The sequence below is a fragment of the Actinoallomurus acanthiterrae genome, assembly GCF_054775715.1.
This window is the reverse complement of sequence record NZ_BAAHCO010000001.1, coordinates 537120-559946: the sequence shown is the minus strand read 5'-3', so window position 1 is coordinate 559946 and position 22827 is coordinate 537120. Positions and strand designations below refer to the sequence as shown.

The window sequence follows — 22827 nt, the reverse complement described above, 5'->3', positions numbered from 1 at the left end:
ATCGTACGGATCAGGGCCGGCCCGCCGTGACCGACCAGACGGCCGAGCCGAGAAGCACCCCGTCCGGCGTCTCGTACGGCGCGAGCGCCGCGCGCACGGCGTCGAACGCCTTGGCGATGGTGGCGTCGTCGGCCTCGGCGAGCATGCCGCGCACCACGGGGTTCCCGCTCAGGAAGTCGACCGCGTCGTCGAGGTCCGCGCCCAGGCGCACCGGCTCGGTGACCGGCTCGGCCCGGACCTCGGCGAACCCGGCGCCGCCCAGCAGGTCACGGACGCGGTCCGGGTCGGCGAGGGAGAACGGACCCGGCTTGCCCGGCCCACCGAGGTCCGGCAGCGGGACCAGGGTGGCGACGGCGCCGTACGGCACGACCATGTGCTCGTTGTTCAGGGCCTCCTGCCAGCACAGGAAGGCGAGCCGTCCACCAGGCCGCAGAGCACGGCGCAGGTTGGCGAACGCGGCGGTGGGATCGTCGAAGAACATCACCCCGAACCGGCTCAGCACCAGGTCGAACGACTCTTCGGGAAAGTCGGCCACCTGCGCGTCCGTCCGCTCGAACCGTAGGTTGCCGAGGCCCTCCTCCTCGGCCCGCTCCCGCGCCCGTTCGAGCATCGGCCGGGACAGGTCGACGCCCAGGGCGGTGCCGCCGGACGCCCGCCGGGCGGCGATGCGGGTGGTCTGCCCGCACCCGCAGCCGACGTCCAGCACGTTATCCGCCGCCGAGATCGCGGCGTCGGCGATGAGGCGGTCCGTCAACCGGCTCATCATCGCGTCGTACCGGTCCTGATGCTCGGCCCAGTGCCGCCCGGTGTCGCTGTTCCACGCCTCGATCTGCTCGCTGTTGGCCACCCGGCTACCCCTATCTACTATCTATTAATAGTACTAATCGCCGATAGTAACAGCAGCCTTCGCCTGCGAAACAGGGGGAACCGCGCTCAGGCGTCCGGAGTGCGCAGGAGCGCCGACAGGGTCCGCTCCAGCAGGTCCCCCGTCTCCTCGGCGGTGCGGCGTCCCGCCTGGACCTCGTCGCCCGCCGCGTGCAGCAGGGCGTACACCGTCGTCACGAGCCACTCGGCCGGCAGGTCGGCGCGGAAGGACCCGGCCTCCTGACCGCGCACGATGAGCCGCTCGACGTGACCCATCGGCAGGTCGTGGTGGCGGCGCACCTCCTCGGCGGGCAGTGCGCGCCGGGCCGCCTCGTGCAGACTGCCGAACCGGTCGAGGATCGGCCAGCACGTACGGATGAGCCGGGCGAACGCCTCGGCCGGCGGCCCTTCTCCCGGCGCCGCCGCCTCGACGGCTCCCATGCTGTGCCTGATCGCCGCGGCGAGCACCGTCCGCACCAGTTCCTCCCGGGACGGGAAGTGGGCGTACAGCGTCACCCGCCCGACGCCGGCCGCGCGGGCGATGTCGGTCATGCTCGCGTCCGGGTCGCGGGCGAGCAGATCGGTGGCGGCGGTCACGATCGCCGCGATGTTGCGCTCGGCGTCGGCCCGTCGGCGGGGACCGCCCGCCCGTCCCTCGGCGGCTTCGCGCCGCGTGCTCGACCCCATGCGAGGAGACTAACGGAAGTCGTACAGGGGTGTTGTGGTTATATACCCACCCCGGGTACCTTAATTCCGAACATCGATGTACGAGTTAAGTGGGCGACCGCCGCACGCCGCGGCATGTCCGACCGCTAAGGAGCCGTCAATGGCACATCCGACGCATTCCCCGCATCCGGCCGACGCCGGCTCGGGCCATACCGGCCACGATCCCGGAGCCTCGGGGCCGGTCGCTCCCCGCCGCTGGGCGGCGCTCGCGCTGATCAGCGTCGCCCAGTTCATGCTGATCCTCGATGTCACCGTGGTGAACGTCGCGCTCCCCGACATCGGCCGCGACCTCGCGCTCGGCCGTGCGGGGCTGACGTGGACCGTCACCGCGTACACCCTGTTCTTCGGCGGCCTGATGCTCCTGGGCGGCCGGCTCGCCGACGCCTTCGGCGGCCATCGGATGATGCTGATCGGGCTGGTGGTCTTCACGGTGGCCTCGCTGGTCACGGGCCTCGCGCAGAACGAGGCGTCCCTGCTCGGCGGCCGGATCGCCCAAGGGGTCGGCGCGGCGCTGCTGTCCCCCGCCGCGCTGTCGACCATCACCACCACGTTCCACGGCGCCGAGCGCACCAAGGCGCTGAGCGTGTGGGCCTCGCTCGGCGGCATCGGGTTCGCGGCGGGCGTGCTGGCGGGCGGCGTGCTCACCGCCGGACCCGGCTGGCGCTGGGCGTTCTTCGTCAACGTCCCGGTCGGCGTGGCCGTACTGGCCGCCCTCCCGGCCACCGTTCCCGCCCGGCGCGCCGGCGGCGGCGCGCGGCGGCTCGACGTGCTCGGCGCCCTCACGGTCACCGCCGCGACGGCCGCCTTCATCTACGGGATGATCCACGCCGGTGACGCCGGCTGGTCCGCCCCCGGCACGCTGGCGCCGCTGGCCGCCGCCGCCGTGCTCTACGCGGCCTTCGCACTCGTCGAGCGGACCGTACGGCACCCGCTGATGCACGTGGGCATGCTCGCTCGCCGCCCGGTCGCCGCGGGCGCGTTCCTGATGCTCGTCGCCTCCGGCCTGTTGATCTCGATGTTCTTCCTCGGCTCGCAGTACCTGCAGCACGCACGGCACATCGGGGCCCTGGAGACGGGCCTGCTCTTCCTGCCCGCTGCCCTCGGGACCGGGCTGGGCGCGCACCTGGGCGGACGGCTCATCGGCACGATCGGCACCCGGCCGGTCGCGGTCGGCGGCCTCGGCCTGATCGCCGTCGGGACCGGGCTGCTCACCGGGCTCTCCGGGCACGGCAGCGTCGTCACCGGGCTGCTCCCGGGGATCGTCATCGCGACCGTTGGGGTCGGGCCGGTCTTCGTCGCCGCGACGACCTCCGCGCTGGCCCACGTGACGCACGAGGAGGCCGGGCTCGCCTCCGGGGTGATCAATACGTTCCACGAGCTGGGTGCCGCCGTCGGCGTCGCCGTCGCCTCCACGATCGCCGCGGCCGGCCTGTCCGCCGTCCCCGTGATCGGCGGCTACACCGACGCGTACGCGGTGTTCGCCGTCGCGGCCGCGATCGCCGCGGTGCTCGCGCTGTGGCTCGTCCCGCCCGGCAGGCCCCGGTCGACCGGCATGCCGCACGCCCATTGAACCCTCCCGAGAGGAGGCCCATGCTCGCGTACGACCGATCCGGCACGGAGCCGCCGCTCGTACTCCTGCACGGAGTGGGCCTCGACCGCCGGACCTGGCGTCCGGTCCGCGGTCTGCTCTCCGAGGAACGGGACGTGATCGCCCTGGACCTGCCGGGACACGGAGAGTCCCCGTCGCTGCCGGCCGGCGCGCGCTACGACGTCGCCGGGTACGTCGACGCGGTACGGGAGGCGATCGGGGCGCTCGGCCTCGACCGCCCCCACGTCGCGGGCAACTCGCTCGGCGGCGCGATCGCCCTGGAGCTGGCCCGTACCGGAGAGGTCGCCTCGGCGGTGGCGCTGTCACCGATCGGTTTCTGGAACACCCGGGAGATCCGCTCCACGATGGCGGCCCTGCGGCTGAGCCGGGGACTCGCCCGCCTGTCCGGGCCGATCGGGCCCACGCTCGCGAGCGTCGCGGCCGTCCGGATGCTGCTCTTCCGCCCGTACTACGGGCACCCTGCGCGGCTGTCCCCGGCCGACGCGCGCGCAGCCGCCGAGGCGTTCGCGGCGTCGGCCGCCCTTCCCGCCACGCTGCCCTTCACGCGCCACTACCGGTTCGCCCCCGATCCGCGGCCGCGCGTGCCCGTCACGATCGGCTGGGGCGGGGACGACCGGTTGCTGCCGCCGCGGCAGGCGCTCCGCGCGCGGGAGATGATCCCCGCGGCCCGGCACGTCACCCTGCCCGGCTGCGGCCACGCACGTTCCCATGCCCGACGATCCGGAACGCGTGGCCGCCCTCCTGCTGTCGAGCCCGGACCGCTGATCCGCAGCCCGCGCGCATATCCGGCCGGAGGCGTGGTACGTCCCAAATCACCGTTGATGTCGCATAGAAATAAACCCCCCATGGGTATATGGTTCGGGAGTCTGAGTACGGCGGAACCTCTCCTGAAATGAGGGCGAGCATGGGAGCGATCGGGCACGCGCTGGCGATCGCCGGGTCGATGACCTGGGAGATCCTCTGGGCGTTGATCCTGGGATTCCTGCTGTCGGCGATCGTCCAGGCGGTGGTGCGGCGGTCGACGGTCGTGCGGCTGCTCGGCGACGGGCGGCCGCGTACGCTCGCGATCTCCACCGGCCTGGGCGTCGCGTCGTCGTCGTGCTCGTACGCGGCGGTCGCGCTGGCGCGCTCGCTGTTCCGCAAGGGCGCGAGTTTCATCGCGGCGATGACGTTCGAGATCGCCTCGACCAACCTCGTGATCGAGCTCGGCATCATCCTGGCGTTGCTCATGGGCTGGCGGTTCACCGCCGCCGAGTTCATCGGCGGGCCGATCATGATCGTCGTGCTGGCGGTGCTGTTCCGGCTGTTCCTACGCGAACGGCTGCTGCGTGCGGCCCGCGAGCAGGCCGAACGCGGCGTGGCCGGCTCGATGGAGGGTCACGCGGCGATGGACATGTCCGTCCAGCGGCAGGGCTCGTTCTGGCAGCGGCTCCTGTCGGGCGAGGGCTTCACCTCGGTGGCGCACGTGTTCGTCATGGAGTGGGCGGCGATCCTGCGCGACCTCGTCATCGGGCTGCTGATCGCCGGGGCGATCGCCGCGTGGGTGCCCGACTCGTTCTGGCAGCACTTCTTCCTCGTCGACCACCCGCTCGCCGCGAAGATCTGGGGACCGCTGGTCGGACCGCTCGTGGCGGTGGTCAGCTTCGTGTGCTCGATCGGCAACGTCCCGCTGGCCGCGGTGCTGTGGAACGGCGGCATCAGCTTCGGCGGCGTCGTCGCGTTCATCTTCGCCGACCTGATCATCCTGCCGATCATCATGATCTACCGGAAGTACTACGGCACTCGGATGGCACTGTTCATCACCGGCACCTTCTACGCGGCCATGGTGATCGCCGGCTATCTCGTCGAGCTGATCTTCGGTGTGACCGGCCTCATTCCCGGCAAGCGCCATGCGGTCGTGATGGAGGCGGGCGTGTCCTGGAACTACACGACCTGGCTCAACATCGCCTTCCTCGTCCTCACCGCCGTCCTGCTGGCCCGGTTCGTCCGGACCGGCGGCATCCCGATGCTGAGGATGATGGGCGGCTCCCCCGAGGCCGAGCACGCCGGCCACGACCACGGCCATGCGGCCCACGGCGGTCACCAGTGAGCGCGCCGCACCTTCCCCCACAAAGGGCCCGAACCTCGTGACAACCGATATAGCGGACGTTTAGCGCACAATAAGCGCCATAACACCGCCCGCCTTTGGACGGAACGCGGTGTACACGGGGCGGCCTTGGCCTAGAGCGACATCTTCATTGGCTATTGCGTTCGCCGCCATAACCATCACCGGCCGCGCCGATGGACACAGTCACCATGTGTCGTCCATGGGGAAGGTACGGGCCCGGCCGTCCGGAACGGCCGGTCCGCCGAACGCCCGGCCGAGACGCCCGCTGCCGGCCCGGGGCTGGTGCGCCGTCGTCGTCACCGCCTTCCTGGCCGGCGCGGGAGCGCACGCGGTGGGGGTGCCCGGGCCGTACATGCTCGCCGGACTGCTCCTGGGCATGCTCCTCGCGCTGTCCGGGCTCGTCACCGCCACTTTCCCGCGCCCCGCGTACCGCATCTCCCAGGCGCTGGCCGGGGTGCTGATGGGCGGCTACATCCACCCGGCGGCGCTGCGGGCGGCCGCGCCGGCGATGCTCCCGCTCACCGTCGTAACCGTCGTGACGGTCCTGCTCAGCGTGGGGGTGGCGCGGCGGATCGAGCGGACCGGTCTGGTCGACCGGCCGACGGCGACGCTGGCCACGGTACCGGGCGGCGCGGCGGCCATGCTGGCTGCCGCGGACGAACTCGGGGCCGACACCCGGCTCGTCGCCATCGCCCAGTACTCCCGCGTCGCCATGATCGCGGTGACCGCCCCGGTGGTCGTCCCCCTGTCCGGACCCCTGCTGCACGGGAGCGGCGGGTCGGCCGAGCCCCACTCGCCGGTCAGCCCGCAGATGCTGCACCTGGTGGCCGGGGCCCATCAGCCGGCCGGGCTCCTGGTGCTGTGCGCCGTGGCGGTCCTGGGCGTCCAGGTGGGGCGGCGCCTCCGGCTGCCCGCGCCGATGGTGCTCGGTCCGATGCTGGTGACCGTCGTGGCGACCTTCTCCGGAGCGGCCCACGGATTCCGGCCGGCCGGGCTGCTGCAGACGCTCGTGTTCACCTGCATCGGCCTGGAGATCGGGCTCCGGTTCCGCCGGGACTCCCTCCGGCACGCGCGCCGGCTCCTCCCCTGGATGCTGGGCGGAACGGTCGTCATCAGCCTCGTCTCGGCGGTACTCGCGTGGCTGCTGGCCCGCCTGACGAACCTGTCGTACGCCGACGCCTACCTCGCGACGACACCCGGCGGAATCAACGCGGTCCTCGCCACGTCGGTCGCGACCAACGCCGACGTCGGGCTGGTATCGAGCGTGCAGAGCATGCGGCTCTTCGCCGTCGTCACGCTGGCGCCGGTGCTCGTCCGCCTGTCGTTCACCCGGAGCCGGCGATGCGCTCCGCCGGACGAGGCGCCCTCGCACCTCCGTTGACGTTCCCCTATTCACCCCGCATACGGGCGGCGCATTGTCCGCATCGGCCGGTCAATGAACGTCAGCGCGGCAAAAGGTTAACGAAACATTGATTGGCAAAAGGCGCCTGATCACCTCTAAACTACGGAAAGCCCGGCTGCCCCCGGCTTCACACGAAGCACAGCCGTCCGCCGAATCCCCTTGGGAACCCGGGAATCCACAGTCGTCGAGGCGCGTCCGGAGCCGATGAGACTCCGGCATGGTGGCTCCAGCCCGAACCTCGATCGCCGACCCGGAAGGCGGCAAGGAGAGGAGTAGGACTTCTGTGGCGCCTTCTCACCCCCTGACGAACGCCCGCGCCACGGGCCGCTCGCGGTTTCGGCGATCGCTTCGCGTCTGCGCGGCCGCGTCGCTCGCGATGACCGTCTCGCTGACGACGGTCGGCACCGCCCACGCCGCCCCGACCAAGCCGTCGGCGGCCGCCGCGAAGAAAGAGCTGGAGAAGCTCAGCGCGAAGGTCGACAAGCTCGTCGACCAGTACAACAAGGCCAACACCGAGCTCGACGCGGCGAAGAAGCGCCTCAAGGCGGCCAACGCCGAGACGAAGTCCGAGAAGGCCCTGTACAACCAGCTGCACGCGCAGGTCGCGCAGCTCGCCGCCGACCAGTACAAGACCGGCACGTCCGACCCGGCCACCGCCGTCCTGGCCTCCAAGAACCCGGACGCGGCCCTCGACCAGATGTCGACCTTCACGCACCTGGCCAACAACCGCGGCCAGGCGCTCACCGCGTTCCTCGCCTCGACGCAGCGGCTCCGGCGCGACCTCGCCGAGGCGCAGGCCACGGTCCAGGACGTCCAGCAGAAGGTCGCGAAGATCAAGGCGCAGAAGTCGACCATCAACAGCGCCATCGCCAAACAGAAGGCGCTGATCAAGAAGGCCGGCGAGTCCACTTCTCCGTCCGGCGCGATCGGCGGCTCGTACACCGGCCCGGCCTCCGGCTCCGCGCGCGCCGCGCTCAACTACGCCTACGCGCAGAAGAACAAGCCCTACGTCTTCGGCGGCACCGGCCCCGATGGCTACGACTGCTCCGGGCTGGTCATGATGTCCTGGCGGGCCGCGGGGGTTAGCCTGCCTCGCGTCGTCCCCGACCAGGCGTCGGCCACCCACTACGTCGCACGAGGCGACCTTCAGCCCGGCGACATCGTCTTCTTCGACAACTACGGCCACGACGGCCTCTACGTCGGCGGTGGCATGTTCATCCACGCCCCGCGCACCGGCCGGGTCGTGTCCGTCGACCCCATGGCCGGCTACTGGGACGCGCACTTCGTCCGGGGCGGCCGCCCGTAAGCACGCAACCGCGCGGTGAGCTCTCGGGGGAGGGCTCACCGCGCGGTTCTGGCGGGGGATGGTGGTCAGTGCCGGCCTGAGACGGCCCGGCTGTACTGCTGCCAGACCTCCTTGTCGGTGACGACCCGATTGAGGAACATCAGGCTGTCGAACCGGCAGTTGCAGGGGTTGTCCTCCTGCGTGTTCTGCGGGTAGCCACCGCCGATCTTGATGCCGCGCGGGTCGGTCGCGGAGGTGTAGTGCGTGCCAGGCGTCCCGACGCCCCAGGGGTCGCCCGACACCACGTAGAAGCCGGGGATCGGCTTGCCGTCCTTGTACAGCTTCATGGTGCCGTGGTCGTAGTCGAACGACGCGGCGAGGAAGACCCACTTGCCGATCGGCAGGATGCTGTGCCAGTCCTCGTTCGCGGCGAACGTCTGAGAGCTGCTGCCGTCGACGCGGCGACCGAGAGCGACCAGGCGCTTGGTCCCCGACACGTCGATGATCTCGAGCAGTCCTCGTACGTTGTGGCCCTGCGAGTCGCCGCTGAGCACACCCGTCAGCGCGACGGCGCCGAAGTAGTCCGACGGGTCCGGAGTGTTGGTGTTCGGGTTCGGGTTCGGACCGGTCGTCTTGAACCAGCCCATGATCGACATCGCCGTGGTGTGGTTGAACGCGCGGAGGGTCGGCACTCCGGTCGTGGAGTAGATGCCGCCCTTCCAGTCGTCGTTGCCGAACGTCGTGGGGTTGATCTGCTGGGTCTGGAGCGCGTGCCCGGCGCCGGGGTAGGCGCTGTCCCGGACGCGCATGGCGCCCCCGCCGTTGATCAGGTTGATGGTCGTGCCGGACGACCCCTGGTCGCGCTCCTGCGCGGGGTTGCCGCGTACGGGGTGGTCGAAGTCGTAGTAGGCGACCAGGTTCCGGCGCAGGCTCGGCAGCACCTTCCCGTCACCGTGGTGACGGGCCAGGGCCGACGTCGTGCCGGCGTCCGCCTGGGCCGCGCTCGCGGCCGCGGTGAGCGGCGCGCACAGGGCGGCGGCCACGAGGGCGGCGCCGAGGCGCCGGGATCGTACGGGCCGACGGCGGCCGGGGACCGCCGCCTCGTTGAGATCTGTCATCGTTCCTCCACGTGCGTATGGAGTCCCGGCGGCCATCGCTCGGAGGCGATGACCGCCGGGAGGCAGTGGGGCCCGGGCCGTGTCCGCCGCCGGACCGGCCGGAGAGCGGCCCGAGCCCGGGATCAGTCGTTCACAGCGGTGCCGGTCACCTGGAAGTTGCGGACCCGGCCGATGTTGTCGAACGACCCGAACCCGACCCGACCGGACGCGAAGGTCTTGTCGACCGCCGTCATCCGCGGGTTCTTCGAGTGGTCGAGGTAGACCGCGATCTCACCGGTGTCCACGTGGCGGATGATCGTCACGTGGTGCCAGTTCATGTCGGTGATCGACGGAGGGGCGCCACGCGAGCGCAGCGGGTCCCACTGGTCCTCGATCCGCAGCCGGTCGGCGTTGTTCACGACGAAGATCCCGTTGTGCGGGTAGATGTCGTTGCTCTGCGACAGATGCGCGTAGTAGAACTGCGTGTCCGATTGGTAGCCGAACACGATGATCACATCGCGGTTGCTGATATCCGTCGGAGTGTCGATCCGCACGTCCGCGTCGATCCGCTCCGTGCCGAACTTCGGGCCCTTGGTGAGGACCGCGTACTCGAACGGGCGGCGCGGGCCGGGCCGCTGCACGCCGGCCTCGGCGAGGATGACCTGGTTACCCTCGAACTTCCACTTCGACGGGGTGACCGGCGCCCAGTTCTTGGCGCCCGCCGTGCCGCCCACGTGGGTGTGGCCGACCGGACCCGAGGCGAAGTGCTTCGTGCCGACGACCTTCCAGATCTTCCCGTTCGCCTTGGAGATCATGTACAGCTCGCCGTGGCTGTCGCGGCCGAAGCGGAGGTCGACCCGCTTGTCGCCGGCGAACTGCTGCATCGTCAGCCGGTTGCCGTTCGTGTCGAACGTCTGCAGCTGGTGGATCGGCGCGCGCGGCCCGCCGCGGCGCATCTGGCTCTGCTCGGTGTAGTAGACGCTGCCGTCGACCAGGTCGCCGAAGATGTACTTGCCGTACAGCTCGGGCAGCTTGTGGCCGCGGTAGACGTACCCGCCTGAGATCGCCTTGCCGATGTCGCTGGAGCAGTTCCAGCCCGCCGGCGGGTCGTGGTCGTAGGCGGCCACCGGGTAGTCGTAGCCGTACTTCGCGTCGTCCGCGGGCAGCGTGTACAGGTCGCAGCGGTCGTTCTTCACGAAGCTGAACGGGCCCTCGCGGTTCGGCCAGCCCGCGTTGTCGCCGGCCCGGATGTCCCAGACGCCCTCGATGGTGTGCTCACCGATGTGGCCGAGGAACAGCTGGTGGCTGCCGCCGGTGTCCCAGCCGAAGCGGTGCGGGTCGCGGAAGCCGTAGGCGAAGATCTCGCCGAGGTCGCCGGGCTTGCCGACGAACGGGTTGTCGGCCGGGATGCCGTACTTGCCGTTGGCGCTGTTGTTGCCGTGCGGGTCGATGCGCAGGAGCTTGCCCTGCGGGACCCCGAGGTTCTGCGGGTCGTTGTTGCCCGCGGCCTGGCCCTGCCCGCCGTCACCGGCGGCGATGTAGAGCTTGCCGTAGTCCTTCGATCCCGGCCGGGCGTTCGGGTTGAACCCGATCTCCTGGATGCCGTGGATCTGCCCGCCGAACCCGAGCCGCAGCACCTCTCGGTGGGTGCCGTGGAAGGTGTCCGCCGACGGGTCGTCGGCCGTCCACTCGTCGATGACGCCGTGGTAGATGGTGTTCGCCTGCGGCGTCAGGTCCGGGACCTTCGTCGTGCTGGAGGCCAGCTCGCTGTGGACCGTGTAGAACTTGCCGTTCTTCTTGAAATCCGGGTCGAAGGCGACGATGCCGAAGCCCTGGCCGAGGCCGCGACCGGAGAAGAAGTACGGGCTGAAGGCCGCCTTGACGTCGAGGTAGACGTGCGGCTGGCCGTTCTTGACGAGGTACATGTTGCCGTTGAGGTCCGGCACGTACATGCGGCCGGAGCCGTCCGGAACCTCACCGATGTAGTTGATCCGGTTCGTGCGCATCAGGCGGGGATCGACGGGCGCGGGGGTCGGATCGGACTTCGGGAACTGGGCGTACTCCTGGAGGACCAGGCCCAGGTCGGAGGTTATCGGGCGTTCGGGGATCGGGTCTTTGACGGGTTGTAGATCATCGGCTTGCGCTGCTGTCTGCGGCATGATGAGGGCCGCGAGAACAGCGACGACGGTCAGAAGGCACCATCTGAGCTTCGTCATCCTGCCACCCATGGGGTCGTGGGACTGAAAGCGCTTTCTGGAAGCGCTTTCCCGAACGTAGATGAGGTTGGATCGAGCGTCAAGGGTCAGAGATCCGATGTTTCTCCCGGGGGTCTGGGGGCGGTTTCGGCGGAGGATGCGCTGACGCGCGAGGTCGAAAAATGTCAGGTGACGTGCTCGGCGAAGCGGTCGAGGCACAGGGACAGGGCGTCGGTCCCGGGCATCGCCCACAGCTCCTCGTTGAAGATCTCCACTTCGATCGGCCCCGTGTAGCCCGCCTCGTCCACGGCCGTACGGAACCGGCGCAGCTCGACGCAGCCGTCCCCGAGCATGCCGCGCCCGGTCAGGACGCCCTCGGGCAGCGGGGTGACCCAGTCGGCGACCTGGAACAGCGCGATCCGGTCCGCCGCCCCGGCCCGCGCGATGGCGGCGTAGGCGCCCGGGTCCCACCACAGGTGGTAGGTGTCGACCATGACGCCGACCTGCTCGGACGGATGCGGCGCGGCGAGGTCGAGGGCCTGGTCGAGGGTCGACACCACGCACCGGTCGGAGCAGTACATGGGGTGCAGCGGCTCGAGCGCCAGCCGCACGCCGTACCGCCCGGCGTACGGGGCGAGCTCGGCGAGCGCCTCGGCCACCCGCGCCCGCGCGCCGTCGAGGTCCCGGGAGCCGTCCGGCAGCCCGCCGCTCACCAGCGCGAGGGAGGGCGCGCCCAGCTCGGCGGCCTCCTCGATGGCCTGCCGGTTGTCGGCGATCGTGTCCGGGAGCTGGAAGAACCCGCCACGGCACAGCGACGTGACGGTCAGCCCGGCGTCGCGGACCAGCTTGGCCGTACGGGCCAGGCCGTACTCGGCGACCGGTTCGCGCCAGAGCCCGACGCCGGTGACCCCGGCGGCGACGCAGCCCGCGACGAGGTCCGGAAGTGGCCAGTACCGCGTCGTCCACTGGTTCAGACTGAAGCGGCTCATGCGACCTCCTTCATCGGAGGAATGGCCATGCCCGCTGTGCTTTCGATTCGCTCGCTCATGCGGGCACCCCCTGGACGGTGAGCCACGCGCGCATGCGGGCCACCGCGAGCTCCGGGTCGGGCAGCAGCCCAGCCTGGTCCGCGAGTTCGAACAACCGGACCAGGTGCGGGACGGATCGGGCGCTCTCCAGTCCGCCGACCATCCGGAAGTGCGCCTGGTGCCCGGCCAGCCAGGCGAGGAACACCACACCGGTCTTGTAGTAGTACGTCGGGGTCGCGAAGATGTGCCGGGCCAGCGGCACGGTCGGCCCGAAGATCCGCTCGTACGCCTCCGGGTCCCCGGCGTCGAGCGCGCCGAGCGCCGCCGCCGCGGCGGGCGCGATCGGGTCGAAGATGCCGAGCAGCGCGTCGCTGTGCCCGACGTCGTCGCCGCGGATCAGCTCCGGGTAGTTGAAGTCGTCGCCGGTGTAGAGGCGGACACCGGCGGGCAGCCGTCGCCGCAGCGCGACCTCGCGGCCGGCGTCCAGCAGCGACACCTTGATGCCGTCGACCCGGTCGGCGTGCGCACCGATGATCGCCAGAACGCTCTCGGTGGCGGCGTCCAGGTCGGCTGAGCCCCAGTAGCCCTCCAGGGCCGGGTCGAACATCGGGCCGAGCCAGTGCAGCACCGCGGGCCGCGCCACCTGGCCCAGCAGCCGCCCGTACACGGCGGCGTAGTCGTCCGGCCCTTCCACCGAGGCGGCGAGCTGGCGGCTCGCCATGAGGACCGGCGTCCCGCCGGCCGCCTCGATCACGCCGAGCTGCTCCTCGTACGCGGCGACGATCCGGTCCAGCGGCGCCGGGCCGGGCGGCAGCTGGTCGGTGCCCGCGCCGCACACGATGCGCCCGCCGCAGGCTCGCGCCTCCGCGCCGCTGCGCTCGATGAGCTCGCGCGTCGCCGCCCAGTCGAGGCCCATGCCGCGCTGCGCGGTGTCCATCGCCTCCGCCACGCCGAGCCCGTACGACCACAGGTGGCGGCGGAAGCTCAGGGTCGTCTCCCAGTCGATCGCCTCCGGATCCGCGAGGGGATCGACGACGACATGCGCGGCGGCGTACGCGACGCGGGACGTCGCCGGGCTCTCCGGCGGCGGGTAGGCGCGCGGCTCGCCGAGCGTGTACGGGACGATCGAGCCGTCCGCGCGGGGCAGGTCGACCTTCACTTCGCGATCTCCGGGACCTCGAGGCGACGGCCTTCCTTCCAGGAGCGCAGGCCCAGCTCGGCGAGCTGGACGCCGCGTGCGCCCGCGTAGAAGTCCCACGGGAACTCACCGTCGTCGGCGACGTGCCGCAGGAACAGCTCCCACTGCGCCTTGAACCCGTTGTCGAACTCGGCGTTGTCCGGGATCTCCTGCCACTGGGAGCGGAAGTCCTCGGTGGCGGGCAGGTCGGGGTTCCACACCGGCTTGGGCGTCATCGACCGGTGCTGCACGCGGCAGCGCCGCAGCCCGGCGACCGCGCTGCCCTCGGTGCCGTCCACCTGGAACTCCACCAGCTCGTCGCGGAACACCCGCGTCGCCCACGAGGAGTTGACCTGCGCGACGACGCCGCCCTCGAGCTCGAAGATCCCGTACGCGGCGTCGTCCGCCGTCGCGGCGTACGGCTTACCGTCCTCGTCGACGCGCTCGGGGATGTGGATCGCGCCGAGGGCCTGCACCGACCGCACCGGCGCGATGATGTTGTCCAGGACGTACCGCCAGTGGCAGAACATGTCGGCGATGATGCCGCCGCCGTCCTCCACCCGGTAGTTCCAGCTCGGGCGCTGCGCCTCCTGCCAGTCGCCCTCGAACACCCAGTAGCCGAACTCCCCGCGCACCGACAGGATCCGGCCGAAGAAGCCGCCGTCGACGAGCCGCTTCAGCTTCATCAGGCCCGGCAGGAACAGCTTGTCCTGCACGACGCCGTGCTTGATGCCCGCCTCGTCCGCGAGCCGGGCGAGTGCGAGGGCCTCCTCGAGGTCCTCGGCGAGCGGCTTCTCGGTGTAGATGTGCTTGCCCGCAGCGATCGCCGTCCGGACGGCCGGCGCCCGGGCGCTGGTGATCTGCGTGTCGAAGTAGACGTCGACGTCCGGCCGGGCGAGGGCCGCTTCGAGGTCGGTGGACCACTCCGTGAGCCCGTGGCGCTCGGCGATGGCGCGCAGCTTGACCTCGCTGCGGCCGACCAGGACGGGCTCCGGCCACAGCACGGTGCCGTCGGCGGTCGTCAGCCCGCCCTGGTCGCGGATCGCCAGAATCGAGCGGAGGAGGTGCTGGCGGTACCCCATCCGGCCGGTCACGCCGTTCAGGACGATCCCGATGGACCTGCGTGCCATCCCTGTGTGTTCCTCTCTGCGGGTGTGCGATGTCCGGGAGCGGTCAGTCGTCAGTCGGCCGCCGACGCCGCGCCGAGCAGGTCGCGGATGCGGCCGGTGGCGCGGGCGAACTCCGGCTTCGCCATCGTCGCGGCGTAGTCGCGCTCGTCCGGCAGGTCCACGTCGATGATCTCGGCGATCGTGCCGGGCCGGTCGGTCATCACGACGATCCGGTTGGCGAGGTACGCCGCCTCCGCGATCGAGTGCGTGACCAGCAGGACCGTCGTGCGCGTCTCCCGCCAGATGCGGTTGAGCTCGATGTTCAGCTGTTCGCGGGTGAGCGCGTCCAGCGCGCCGAACGGCTCGTCCATCAGCAGGACCGGCGGCTCGTGCAGGAGCGCCCGGCACAGCGCGACCCGCTGTTGCATGCCGCCGGACAGCTCGTGTGGGTAGGCGTCCTCGAACCCGGTGAGCCCGGTCATCGCGATCAGCTCCGCGGTGCGCGCTCGTGCCTGCTCTCCGGGCATGCGGCGCATCTCGGCCTGCAGCAGGATGTTGCGCCGGGCGCTGCGCCACTCGAGCAGCGCGGCCCGCTGGAAGACGTACCCGATGTCATGGCGCGGACCCGTGACGGCCTCGTCCCGGAGCCGTACGTCGCCGGCCGACGGCTTGAGCAGCCCCGCGACCAGCTTGAGCAGCGTCGACTTACCGCAGCCCGACGGGCCGACGATCGCGACGAACTCGCCCTCGGCCACGTCGAGCGACACGTCGCGCAGCGCCGTGACGTCTTTCTTCTTCGTACGGAACCGTACGGCCACGTCCTCCAGCCGGACGCTACCGCCGCGGCTCCCTTCTCTTTCAGTCACTAGGCCCTCCTTCGTCGGGGAGGTGACCAGGGTGCTGCGCTCGTCGGTTCCCTCGCTTCGCTCAGTCACTTGTCCTCGTTCCCGTGTGCTCCCGGGCCCGGCCATCGTCGTCACCTCTTCCGTGGTCGGTCAGCCCTGCGGGGCTGCGGAGGAGTCCCAGTACGCCGACGGTGCCTGCGCCTTGGTGATCAGGCCGGCCTGGGTGAAGACGCTGATGGTCTGCTGCCAGTCGGCGTCGGTGTTGACGCCCGGGGCCTTGCCCTTGGTGGCGTCGGTGTGCAGGAGCGACAGCGTCGTCTTGAACTGGTCGGTCAGCACGGTCGGCGACGGCAGTTGCTGGGACGCGCCCTGCATCGCGGCGACGGCGTTCGTCGGGTCCTTCTCGGCCGCCGCCCACGCCTCGCTGGTGGCCGCGGACATCCGCTTGACCAGGTCGGCGCTGCTCTTCAGCTTCCGGTCGCCGACGAGCAGGCCGTTGGAGTAGTAGTTCAGCCCGAAGTCGGCGAACTTCAGGTACGACACCTGCTTGCCGGACTTGGCGGCCATCGTCGGGCCCTGGTCGTTGGCGTAGCCGATCAGGCCGTCCGTCTTGCCGGAGATGACCGCGGCCATCTTGCCCGCCGGGTCGGTGTTCTGCAGGTGGACGTCCGAGTCGCTCAGGCCGTTCTTCTTGAGGAACGCCGGGAACGTCCGCGACGGGGCGTCACCGGCCGTCGCCGCGATCGTCTTGCCCTTCAGGTCCGCCGGCGTCTTGATCGCCTTGGCCGAGAAGAACTGCACCGCGGCGGGGGTGGTCTGCATGTAGACGCCGATGCTCTTGACCGGCAGGCCCTGGCTGACGCCCGCCAGCAGCGCCGGCGTGTCCGCCCAGCCGAAGTCGGTCTGGCCCGCGCCGGTCGCCTGCACCGTCTTCTGCGAGCCCTGCCCCGCCTTGATCTCCAGGTCGATGCCGTGCTTCTCGAAGATGCCCTGCTTCTTGCCGTAGTAGAACGGCGCGTGCTCGCCGTAGGGGTACCAGTTGAGGGTCAGCGTGACCTTGTCGAGCTCTTTGCCCGAGGCGCTCTTGGACTTGCCGCCCCCTCCCCCGCACGCGGCGGTGACCGCCACGATGGGGATGAGGGCGAGGGCGAGGCTGCGCAGTTTCATATCTTCTCCGCTCGGTTTGGCAGGTCTCCGTCAGGCGGTCGGCGGCGCGTCGTACGCGGTGTTGTCAGTAAGTGGTGGTCACGGCGGAGCCGCGACGGCTGGCGTGCCACGGCAAGAGCAGCTTCTCGGCGAACTCCACGAGCACGAACAGGACGACGCCGATCAGGGACATGACGAGCAGACCGGCGAAGAGCATGGGGGTGTCGAGGTTGCCGTTGGCCTGCTGGATCACGTACCCGAGGCCTTCGTTGGCCCCGACGAACTCACCGACGACGGCACCGGTGACGGCGAGTGTCACGGCGACCTTCAGCCCGGAGAACAGGTGCGGCAGCGACGCCGGGAAGCGGATCTTGGCGAAGGTCTGCAGCGGGCCGGCGCCCATCGTCGCCGACAGCTGGATCATCTCCGGGTCGACCGCCTTGAGCCCGGTGACCATCGAGATGACGACGGGGAAGAACGCGATGAGCACCGCGACGACGACCTTGGGGGCCAGGCCGAAGCCGAGCCAGACGACGAGCAGCGGCGCGATCGCGACCTTGGGGATGACCTGCGCGAACAGCAAGACGGGGTAGAGCGTCTTCTCGATCGCCGTGGAGTACACCATGACGACGGCGGCGAGGACGCCGATGACCGCGGCGATGACGAACCCGAGCAGCGTCTCGTACGTGGTGACCCATGTGTGGTGCCAGATGTAGCCCGCCTTGTCGCTCATCACCTGGAACGTCTTGGCCGGCGACGGCACCAGGTAGGCCTCGACGAGCTTGGCGGCGGTGATCACCCACCAGGCGACGAAACAGGCGATGAGGAGGGCGACCGGTCGCCAGGACCGTACGACCGCCTCACGGAACCGCTCACCGGGTCCGGGTCTGTCACGCTCCGCGACTCCGGCCACCGGAACACTGGACGTGGTGCTCTGACTCACCATGAGCTCCTCCGTGCTCGGACCCGCGATCGGGCTGAGAAAGCGCATTCTGAAAGCGCTTTCTGCTACCGTAGGGACGGCGTACGGTGCGGTCAAGAGGGGTCCCGAACCCGATCTGGGTCGCACCCTCACGGCATGCTGGAGCCAGGAGGGCGCACAGTGGGGGACGACAGTGGCGACTCAGGGGGCGGCGTGACAGGCGACGGAGTCAGCGCGACAGGCACCGACGGCACGGGGGGCGTCGGCGGCGGCGCGCACGTCACGCTGCAGGACGTCGCGCGGCGGGCCGAAGTGTCCCTCGCGACCGCCTCCCGCGTGCTCAACGGCACCACCCAGGTCCGCGCCGACCTGCGCGAGCGCGTGCTGGCCGCCGCCTCCGAGCTCGCCTACGCTCCCAACGCGCACGCCCAGGCGCTCGCCCGCGCCTCCAGCCAGTCGATCGGCCTCATTTGCCACGACGTCAGCGACCCCTACTTCGCGGCGATCGCCCGCGGCGTCACCCGCACGGCGGCCGACCACGGCATGCTCGTCATGCTGGCCAGCACGTTCCGTGACCCGGCGCGGGAGGTCGACTACGTCGCGATGCTCCGCGCCCAGCGCGCTCGCGCGATCCTGCTGATCGGCTCCGGGTTCGAGGACCGCGAGTGGGAGCACGCGATGAGCGCCGAGCTCGACCCGTACATCCGGACGGGAGGCCGCGTGGCGGTCCTCAGCCGCCACCGCAGCCTCCGCGTCGACACCGTCCAGCCGGAGAACCGGGAGGGCGCCGCCGCCCTCGCCCGCACCCTCCTCGACCTGGGCCATCGCGACTTCGCCGCGCTCACCGGACCCCGTACGCTCACGACCGTCTCCGACCGGCTGGGCGGCTTCCGCGACGCCCTCGCCGACGCCGGCATCGACCTCCCCGACGACCAGGTCGTCGAGGAGTCGTTCACCCGCGACGGCGGATACGCCGCCGCGACCGAGCTGATCCGCCGCGGGTCGCGGGCGACGTGCGTCTTCGCCCTCACCGACGTCATGGCGATCGGCGCCCTGTCCGCCTTCCGCGACCACGGCCTCGACGTGCCCGGCCAGGTCTCCCTGGCCGGCTTCGACGACATCCCGATCGTCCGCGACCTGGTCCCGCCGCTGACCACGGTCTCCCTCCCCCTCGAGGAGCTGGGCGAACGCGTCATGAACCTCGCCCTCCGCGAACCCGCCCGCCGCAGCCGCGTCGAGCGCATCACCGGCAAGGTCGTCCTCCGCGCCAGCACCGCCGCCCCCGCTCGTTCCGCGTGATGTCGCGGAACGAGGCACCGGGGAGGTGCCGTCGCTCCGCGACATCACATAAAGATCAGCCGGTGGTGGTGAAGCCGGCGAAGTCGTCTTCGCTCGGGTAGCCCGGGTTGTGGGCGGTGCCGAAAGCGCCGACGTCCTGCGTGGCCGCGGCGGAGGGGATGTTCGCGGTGCTCAGCCGGGTCCAGGTGGTGCCGTCGGTGGAGTAGTAGCCGGTGTAGGTGGTGCCGGAGCGGACCAGCCGGATCCAGCTGGGCAGGACGGGTGTGCCGACGCCGGAGCCGTTGGCGGCGGTGCCGGAGTCGAGCCGGCCGTCGCCGTCGGCGTCCCACTGCATGAAGTAGCCCTTCTTCGCGCTCACTCCCACGGTCACGAAGCCGGGCGAGGTGTTCGCGCCGGTGATGTCGTTGCGCACCATGATTCCGGTCTTGGCCCCGGAGTTCTGGTAGCGCTGCCAGGTGACGCGAACCGTGGTGGTGGAGCCGTCGTGTTCCGCGCCGGGGAGGTAGAGCGCCCCGTACTGGTTCGTCGATCCGTAGACGTCGGCGCCGGCCGCGCGGATGCCCAGGGCGGTGCCGACCTGCGAGAAGTTCGCGGGCTCCGGCGTGGAGTTGAAGGTGTGGAACGGGGCCTTGACGGGCGCGTCGAGCAGGATGGACGTGTGCCCGGCGGCGGAGGCGGCGGCCTGGGCGCGGGTGCGGGTGTTCCAGCGGAAACGGGCGGTGGCGTCGAGCCGGGCCGTCGGGAAGAGCTGGCCGATGGACGCCGGTGCGGTGACGCGGTAGGTGGCGCGGACGGTCGCGCCGGGCGCGACGGAGGCGAAGAACGTGGGTGAGACGGGGGTGACGGTCCAGCCGTTCGGGGCGGGCAGGGTCACGTGGACGTCGTTCGCGGGGGTGGTGCCCCAGTTGGTGAAGTCCGCGGTGGCGGTGGTCTGCTGACCGGTCTCCAGGGTGCCGGGGGCGGTCACGGTGAGGCCGGTCTGCGGTCGGGCCGCCGCCATGCCGGTGGTCCACGGGCGCACGCGGAGCAGGGCCGCGCCGTGGGCGGGGACGGAGGCGGCGACGGCGTCGCCGGAGGAGCGGGTGACCTCGTGCGTCCACAGGTTGTGGATACGGTACGAGGAGGACGCGGGCAGGCCGGCCGTCCCCGGGGCGACGGAGACGGTCTGCGCGGCGGACCCGGTGTTGAACAGCCCGATGATCACCTCGCCGCTCGGGTCCTTCTTGGCGAAGACCTGCGCGGTCGCGGTCTTGCTCACCCGGGAGGCGTCGGTGGCGTCCTGGTCGACGGCGACCACGTCACGGTTCGTCAGCAGCTTGAGGTCGGCAGCGTCGAGCTTGGTCAGGTCCGTACCGAGGAGCAGCGGGGAGGCGGCCAGCGACCACAGGCTCAGCTGGGTCTGCCGCTCGTCGGGGGTCAGCCCGCCGTCGTCGCCGTTGCCGACCTCGATCGAGTCGTAGTCGTTGAACGCGCCGGGGCGGCCGTACGGCTGCCAGTCGGCGACCTGGTCGAACCGGGCCGACATCCGCTGCCAGCCGGTCAGCGGGGTGCTGGATCCGTTGACGCCGCAGTAGCACTCGATGTCGCCGCCGGTACGCCAGCCGTTGCTGGTGGCCTGCCAGGTCGCGGCGTCGGCGATGCTGAGCGAGTTGGACAGCTCCAGGTGCATCTTGCGGCCGGTGGCGACGATGGCCTGGTGCCACGCCTTCATGTCGGGGCGGTTGTCGGCGGGGACGAGGCCGCCGCCGGGGCCGACGAAGTCCATCTTGATGTAGTCGACGCTCCAGGAGGCGAACAGGTCGGCGTAGCCCTGGATGTACTCCTGCGCGCCGGGCTTGCTGAAGTCGATGCGGTAGGAGTCGTTGTGGGTGTTGCCGGGCTGAGTCGGGTCCGCGATGTCCTGCATGTGGTACGAGGTGCCGTAGACCGGCAGGTTCTTCTTGTACGCCTCGATCGGAACGCCTGGCGTGAGGTAGATGCCGAGCTTGAGGCCCAGGCCGTGCAGAAACGCGGCGAGCGCGGGGATGCCGTCGGGGAAGCGGGTGGTGTCCCAGGCGTCGCGCCCGTACGCGTCCAGGTGGTCGGACCATCCGGCGTCGATGTTGATGTACCGGTAGCCGTACTGCTGCAGCTTGTCGTGCATGACCCGCGCCTGGGCCTTGATCCCGTTCTGGTTCAGGCTGCTGCCTTCGCGCAGAGCGCTCCAACTGCTCCAGCCCATGGGCGGTGTAGGCGAGATGGGGACGGTGGTTCCCGTCGGGGCCTCGGGTGGCGCGGCCATCGCGGGCGACATCCCCGCCGCCAACCCGAGGGAGAGCAGTACCGGCAGCAGACATCTGGTCTTTCTCGCATGCATCGAGCGACTCCTCGGCGTGGTCAGGGGCAACGCGCCTTGGTCCTACTGGTCAGCCCGCACATGTTCTATGTGCGATCCACGTCGCGTCAACACATACATCGGATGAATCTTCGGACAGCGTCCGGCCACGTCGAGCGCATCAGCCGTCCACAGACGGAAAATGGCCGCCCGGCGAACCGGGGCGGCCATTTCCGTCGGCAGGCGATCGAGGTGGCTGATCAGTAGTGAACGAGTGCGCCCGTGGACTTGACGAGAGAGCCGACCTTGTCCGCTCCGCCGGGCATCGCGGCACCTGCGAAGACGCCCTGGTAGTAGCCGTGAGCATGACCGGTGAGCTGGTAGCGGAACCGGCCGTCGGCGCCCGTGGTGACGTAGCCGAGGTACTTCGAGGCGGCGCTCTTCGTCTTGCGGTAGTAGACCTTGATCTTCATTTTCGGGAGCGGGCCGACGCCGTGGTCGTCGGTGAGGTAGCCGGTCAGGTAACGCTTGCCGCTCTGAGAGGTCACCTTGCTGCCGGTGATGTAGGTCCACGCGTCGACCACGGCGGAAGCGCCGGTAAGCGACATCTGATCGGAGTTCTGGGCGGCGAGGTAGCGTCCCTGCGCGGGCGTCCGCACCTCCCAGGTCCCGCCGGCGGCCAGCACGCCCTTGCCACCGGGCAGGAAGCCCGAGAGGTTCTTGAACTCGACCTCGCCGTAGGACTCGTATCCCGTGCTGTGCGAGCCGGTGGCGGTACCGGTCGCCATCGTGATCCAGGTTTTCGAACCCTTCGGCTGGTACTGCAGGACGACCGGCCCGTCGTAGGCGGCGGTGCCGGCGTCGTCGGGTTCGTACGTCACGTCCGCGAAGAACGAGAAGTGGCCGGGGTTCAGCGGCTGTTGCTCGGGCTTGAAATCGATGATCCGCACGGGATACGGGGAGTACGGCGTCACCAAGGGATCGGAGCAGGCTTCCCGGACGAACGTTCCGTCGCGTTGGTCGACGCACGCCCTCGGAAGCGAAGAGTGCCAGGCCGCCGCGGGGAAGGAGAACCGGCCGTCGGCGTCGGAGGCCACCCGCGAGGGCGCACCGGCGGCGTCGACGGGGTTCACGGTGTCGTACGGCGCCGGAGCCCAGGTGCCATCGGGCGTCTGCACGGTGACCTGACCGGTCACGGTCATGGGCCCCTGCGGAGCGGCCGAGGCGGGCCCCTGCAGGGTGATCCTGGTCGGCAGGCGCGTGGCGGGCGCGACCTTGACGCCGCCCCAGGAAGCGAAGTGCGCGTCGTCGCCGGCGAAGCTCGCCTCGACGCCGCCAGGGGCGGGCAGGGTGACCGGGAGTGAGAAGTCGCCGTTCTCGTCGGTGGTGGCGGTGCCCAGGGGCACGTTCGTCGCCATGAGCTCGTAGACCTGGACGGTGGCGCCTGGAACCGGTTGCGGCGTTTGACCTGCCGGAACGCGGGTCCGCAGCGTGCCGTGGACCGTCTGCTGGAACTGCCCGTAGGCGATGGTCGCCGGCAAGCCTGACAGGGTCAGGTCGGTGGGTGTCTTCGTCGCGGCGCCGGCCGCGGTCACGGAAAGTGCGGTGAGCGTCACGGCGGCGGCAGCGATGCCGGCCTTGTGAAGAATGGGGGTGATGCGCACTGGACTCCGTCCTGGTGGCGTCGGTGAGCCCGGTGATC

The 22827-nt window shown here is 70.6% G+C and carries 18 protein-coding genes; 6 read left to right on the top strand and 12 right to left on the bottom strand.

What is annotated here, in order from left to right:
- Nucleotides 1-10: 10 nt before the first annotated feature.
- Entirely contained in the window at nucleotides 11-847 is an 837-nt protein-coding gene (locus tag ACYVF7_RS02750; RefSeq protein WP_460334333.1) for a class I SAM-dependent methyltransferase, read from the bottom strand.
- Between the two features lie 86 nt (nucleotides 848-933).
- Nucleotides 934-1551 (bottom strand): TetR/AcrR family transcriptional regulator, encoded by a 618-nt coding sequence (locus tag ACYVF7_RS02745; RefSeq protein ID WP_460334330.1) that lies wholly within the window; start codon nucleotides 1549-1551, stop codon nucleotides 934-936.
- A 139-nt stretch (nucleotides 1552-1690) separates the two neighbouring features.
- Between ACYVF7_RS02745 and ACYVF7_RS02740 the strand changes: the two genes are divergently transcribed.
- From ACYVF7_RS02740 to ACYVF7_RS02720, 5 genes are all read left to right on the top strand, one after another.
- Complete coding sequence (locus ACYVF7_RS02740; protein ID WP_460334327.1) at nucleotides 1691-3160, top strand: MFS transporter; 1470 nt, start codon at nucleotides 1691-1693, stop codon at nucleotides 3158-3160.
- A 20-nt stretch (nucleotides 3161-3180) separates the two neighbouring features.
- Nucleotides 3181-4095: an alpha/beta fold hydrolase gene (locus ACYVF7_RS02735; RefSeq protein ID WP_460334325.1), complete on the top strand. Its 915-nt coding sequence runs from the start codon at nucleotides 3181-3183 to the stop codon at nucleotides 4093-4095.
- Nucleotides 4096-4103: 8 nt separating this feature from the next.
- Complete coding sequence (locus ACYVF7_RS02730) at nucleotides 4104-5288, top strand: permease (RefSeq protein ID WP_460334322.1); 1185 nt, start codon at nucleotides 4104-4106, stop codon at nucleotides 5286-5288.
- A gap of 217 nt (nucleotides 5289-5505) precedes the next feature.
- Complete coding sequence (locus tag ACYVF7_RS02725; protein WP_460334319.1) at nucleotides 5506-6687, top strand: AbrB family transcriptional regulator; 1182 nt, start codon at nucleotides 5506-5508, stop codon at nucleotides 6685-6687.
- Nucleotides 6688-7084: 397 nt separating this feature from the next.
- Complete coding sequence (locus ACYVF7_RS02720) at nucleotides 7085-8014, top strand: C40 family peptidase (RefSeq protein ID WP_460334316.1); 930 nt, start codon at nucleotides 7085-7087, stop codon at nucleotides 8012-8014.
- 65 nt (nucleotides 8015-8079) lie between these two features.
- Here ACYVF7_RS02720 and ACYVF7_RS02715 read toward each other — a convergent pair whose 3' ends face one another.
- The 8 genes from ACYVF7_RS02715 to ACYVF7_RS02680 form a co-directional block, all read right to left on the bottom strand.
- Nucleotides 8080-9111 carry a LamG-like jellyroll fold domain-containing protein gene (locus ACYVF7_RS02715; RefSeq protein WP_460334313.1) on the bottom strand — a complete coding sequence of 344 codons (1032 nt, stop codon included), beginning with the start codon at nucleotides 9109-9111 and terminating at the stop codon, nucleotides 8080-8082.
- A 122-nt stretch (nucleotides 9112-9233) separates the two neighbouring features.
- Entirely contained in the window at nucleotides 9234-11306 is a 2073-nt protein-coding gene (locus ACYVF7_RS02710) for a PQQ-dependent sugar dehydrogenase (RefSeq protein WP_460334311.1), read from the bottom strand.
- A gap of 164 nt (nucleotides 11307-11470) precedes the next feature.
- Nucleotides 11471-12274, bottom strand: a complete 804-nt coding sequence (locus ACYVF7_RS02705) for a sugar phosphate isomerase/epimerase family protein (protein WP_460334308.1) — start codon at nucleotides 12272-12274, stop codon at nucleotides 11471-11473.
- A gap of 55 nt (nucleotides 12275-12329) precedes the next feature.
- Nucleotides 12330-13472 (bottom strand): dihydrodipicolinate synthase family protein, encoded by a 1143-nt coding sequence (locus ACYVF7_RS02700; protein WP_460334305.1) that lies wholly within the window; start codon nucleotides 13470-13472, stop codon nucleotides 12330-12332.
- Nucleotides 13469-14620, bottom strand: coding sequence for a Gfo/Idh/MocA family protein (locus ACYVF7_RS02695; protein ID WP_460334302.1), 1152 nt, complete (start codon nucleotides 14618-14620; stop codon nucleotides 13469-13471). Before ACYVF7_RS02695 ends, ACYVF7_RS02700 begins: the two co-directional genes overlap by 4 nt.
- Nucleotides 14621-14670: 50 nt before the next feature.
- Nucleotides 14671-15465, bottom strand: a complete 795-nt coding sequence (locus tag ACYVF7_RS02690; RefSeq protein ID WP_460334299.1) for an ABC transporter ATP-binding protein — start codon at nucleotides 15463-15465, stop codon at nucleotides 14671-14673.
- 129 nt (nucleotides 15466-15594) lie between these two features.
- Complete coding sequence (locus ACYVF7_RS02685) at nucleotides 15595-16611, bottom strand: ABC transporter substrate-binding protein (RefSeq protein WP_460334296.1); 1017 nt, start codon at nucleotides 16609-16611, stop codon at nucleotides 15595-15597.
- A gap of 64 nt (nucleotides 16612-16675) precedes the next feature.
- On the bottom strand, nucleotides 16676-17536 hold the full coding sequence (locus tag ACYVF7_RS02680; RefSeq protein WP_460334293.1) for an ABC transporter permease: 861 nt from the start codon (nucleotides 17534-17536) through the stop codon (nucleotides 16676-16678).
- Nucleotides 17537-17725: 189 nt separating this feature from the next.
- Between ACYVF7_RS02680 and ACYVF7_RS02675 the strand changes: the two genes are divergently transcribed.
- Nucleotides 17726-18811 carry a LacI family DNA-binding transcriptional regulator gene (locus ACYVF7_RS02675; protein WP_460334290.1) on the top strand — a complete coding sequence of 362 codons (1086 nt, stop codon included), beginning with the start codon at nucleotides 17726-17728 and terminating at the stop codon, nucleotides 18809-18811.
- Between the two features lie 55 nt (nucleotides 18812-18866).
- Here ACYVF7_RS02675 and ACYVF7_RS02670 read toward each other — a convergent pair whose 3' ends face one another.
- Nucleotides 18867-21167 carry an NEW3 domain-containing protein gene (locus tag ACYVF7_RS02670; RefSeq protein ID WP_460334287.1) on the bottom strand — a complete coding sequence of 767 codons (2301 nt, stop codon included), beginning with the start codon at nucleotides 21165-21167 and terminating at the stop codon, nucleotides 18867-18869.
- 218 nt (nucleotides 21168-21385) lie between these two features.
- Complete coding sequence (locus ACYVF7_RS02665; protein ID WP_460334284.1) at nucleotides 21386-22789, bottom strand: hypothetical protein; 1404 nt, start codon at nucleotides 22787-22789, stop codon at nucleotides 21386-21388.
- Between the last annotated feature and the right edge of the window lie 38 nt (nucleotides 22790-22827).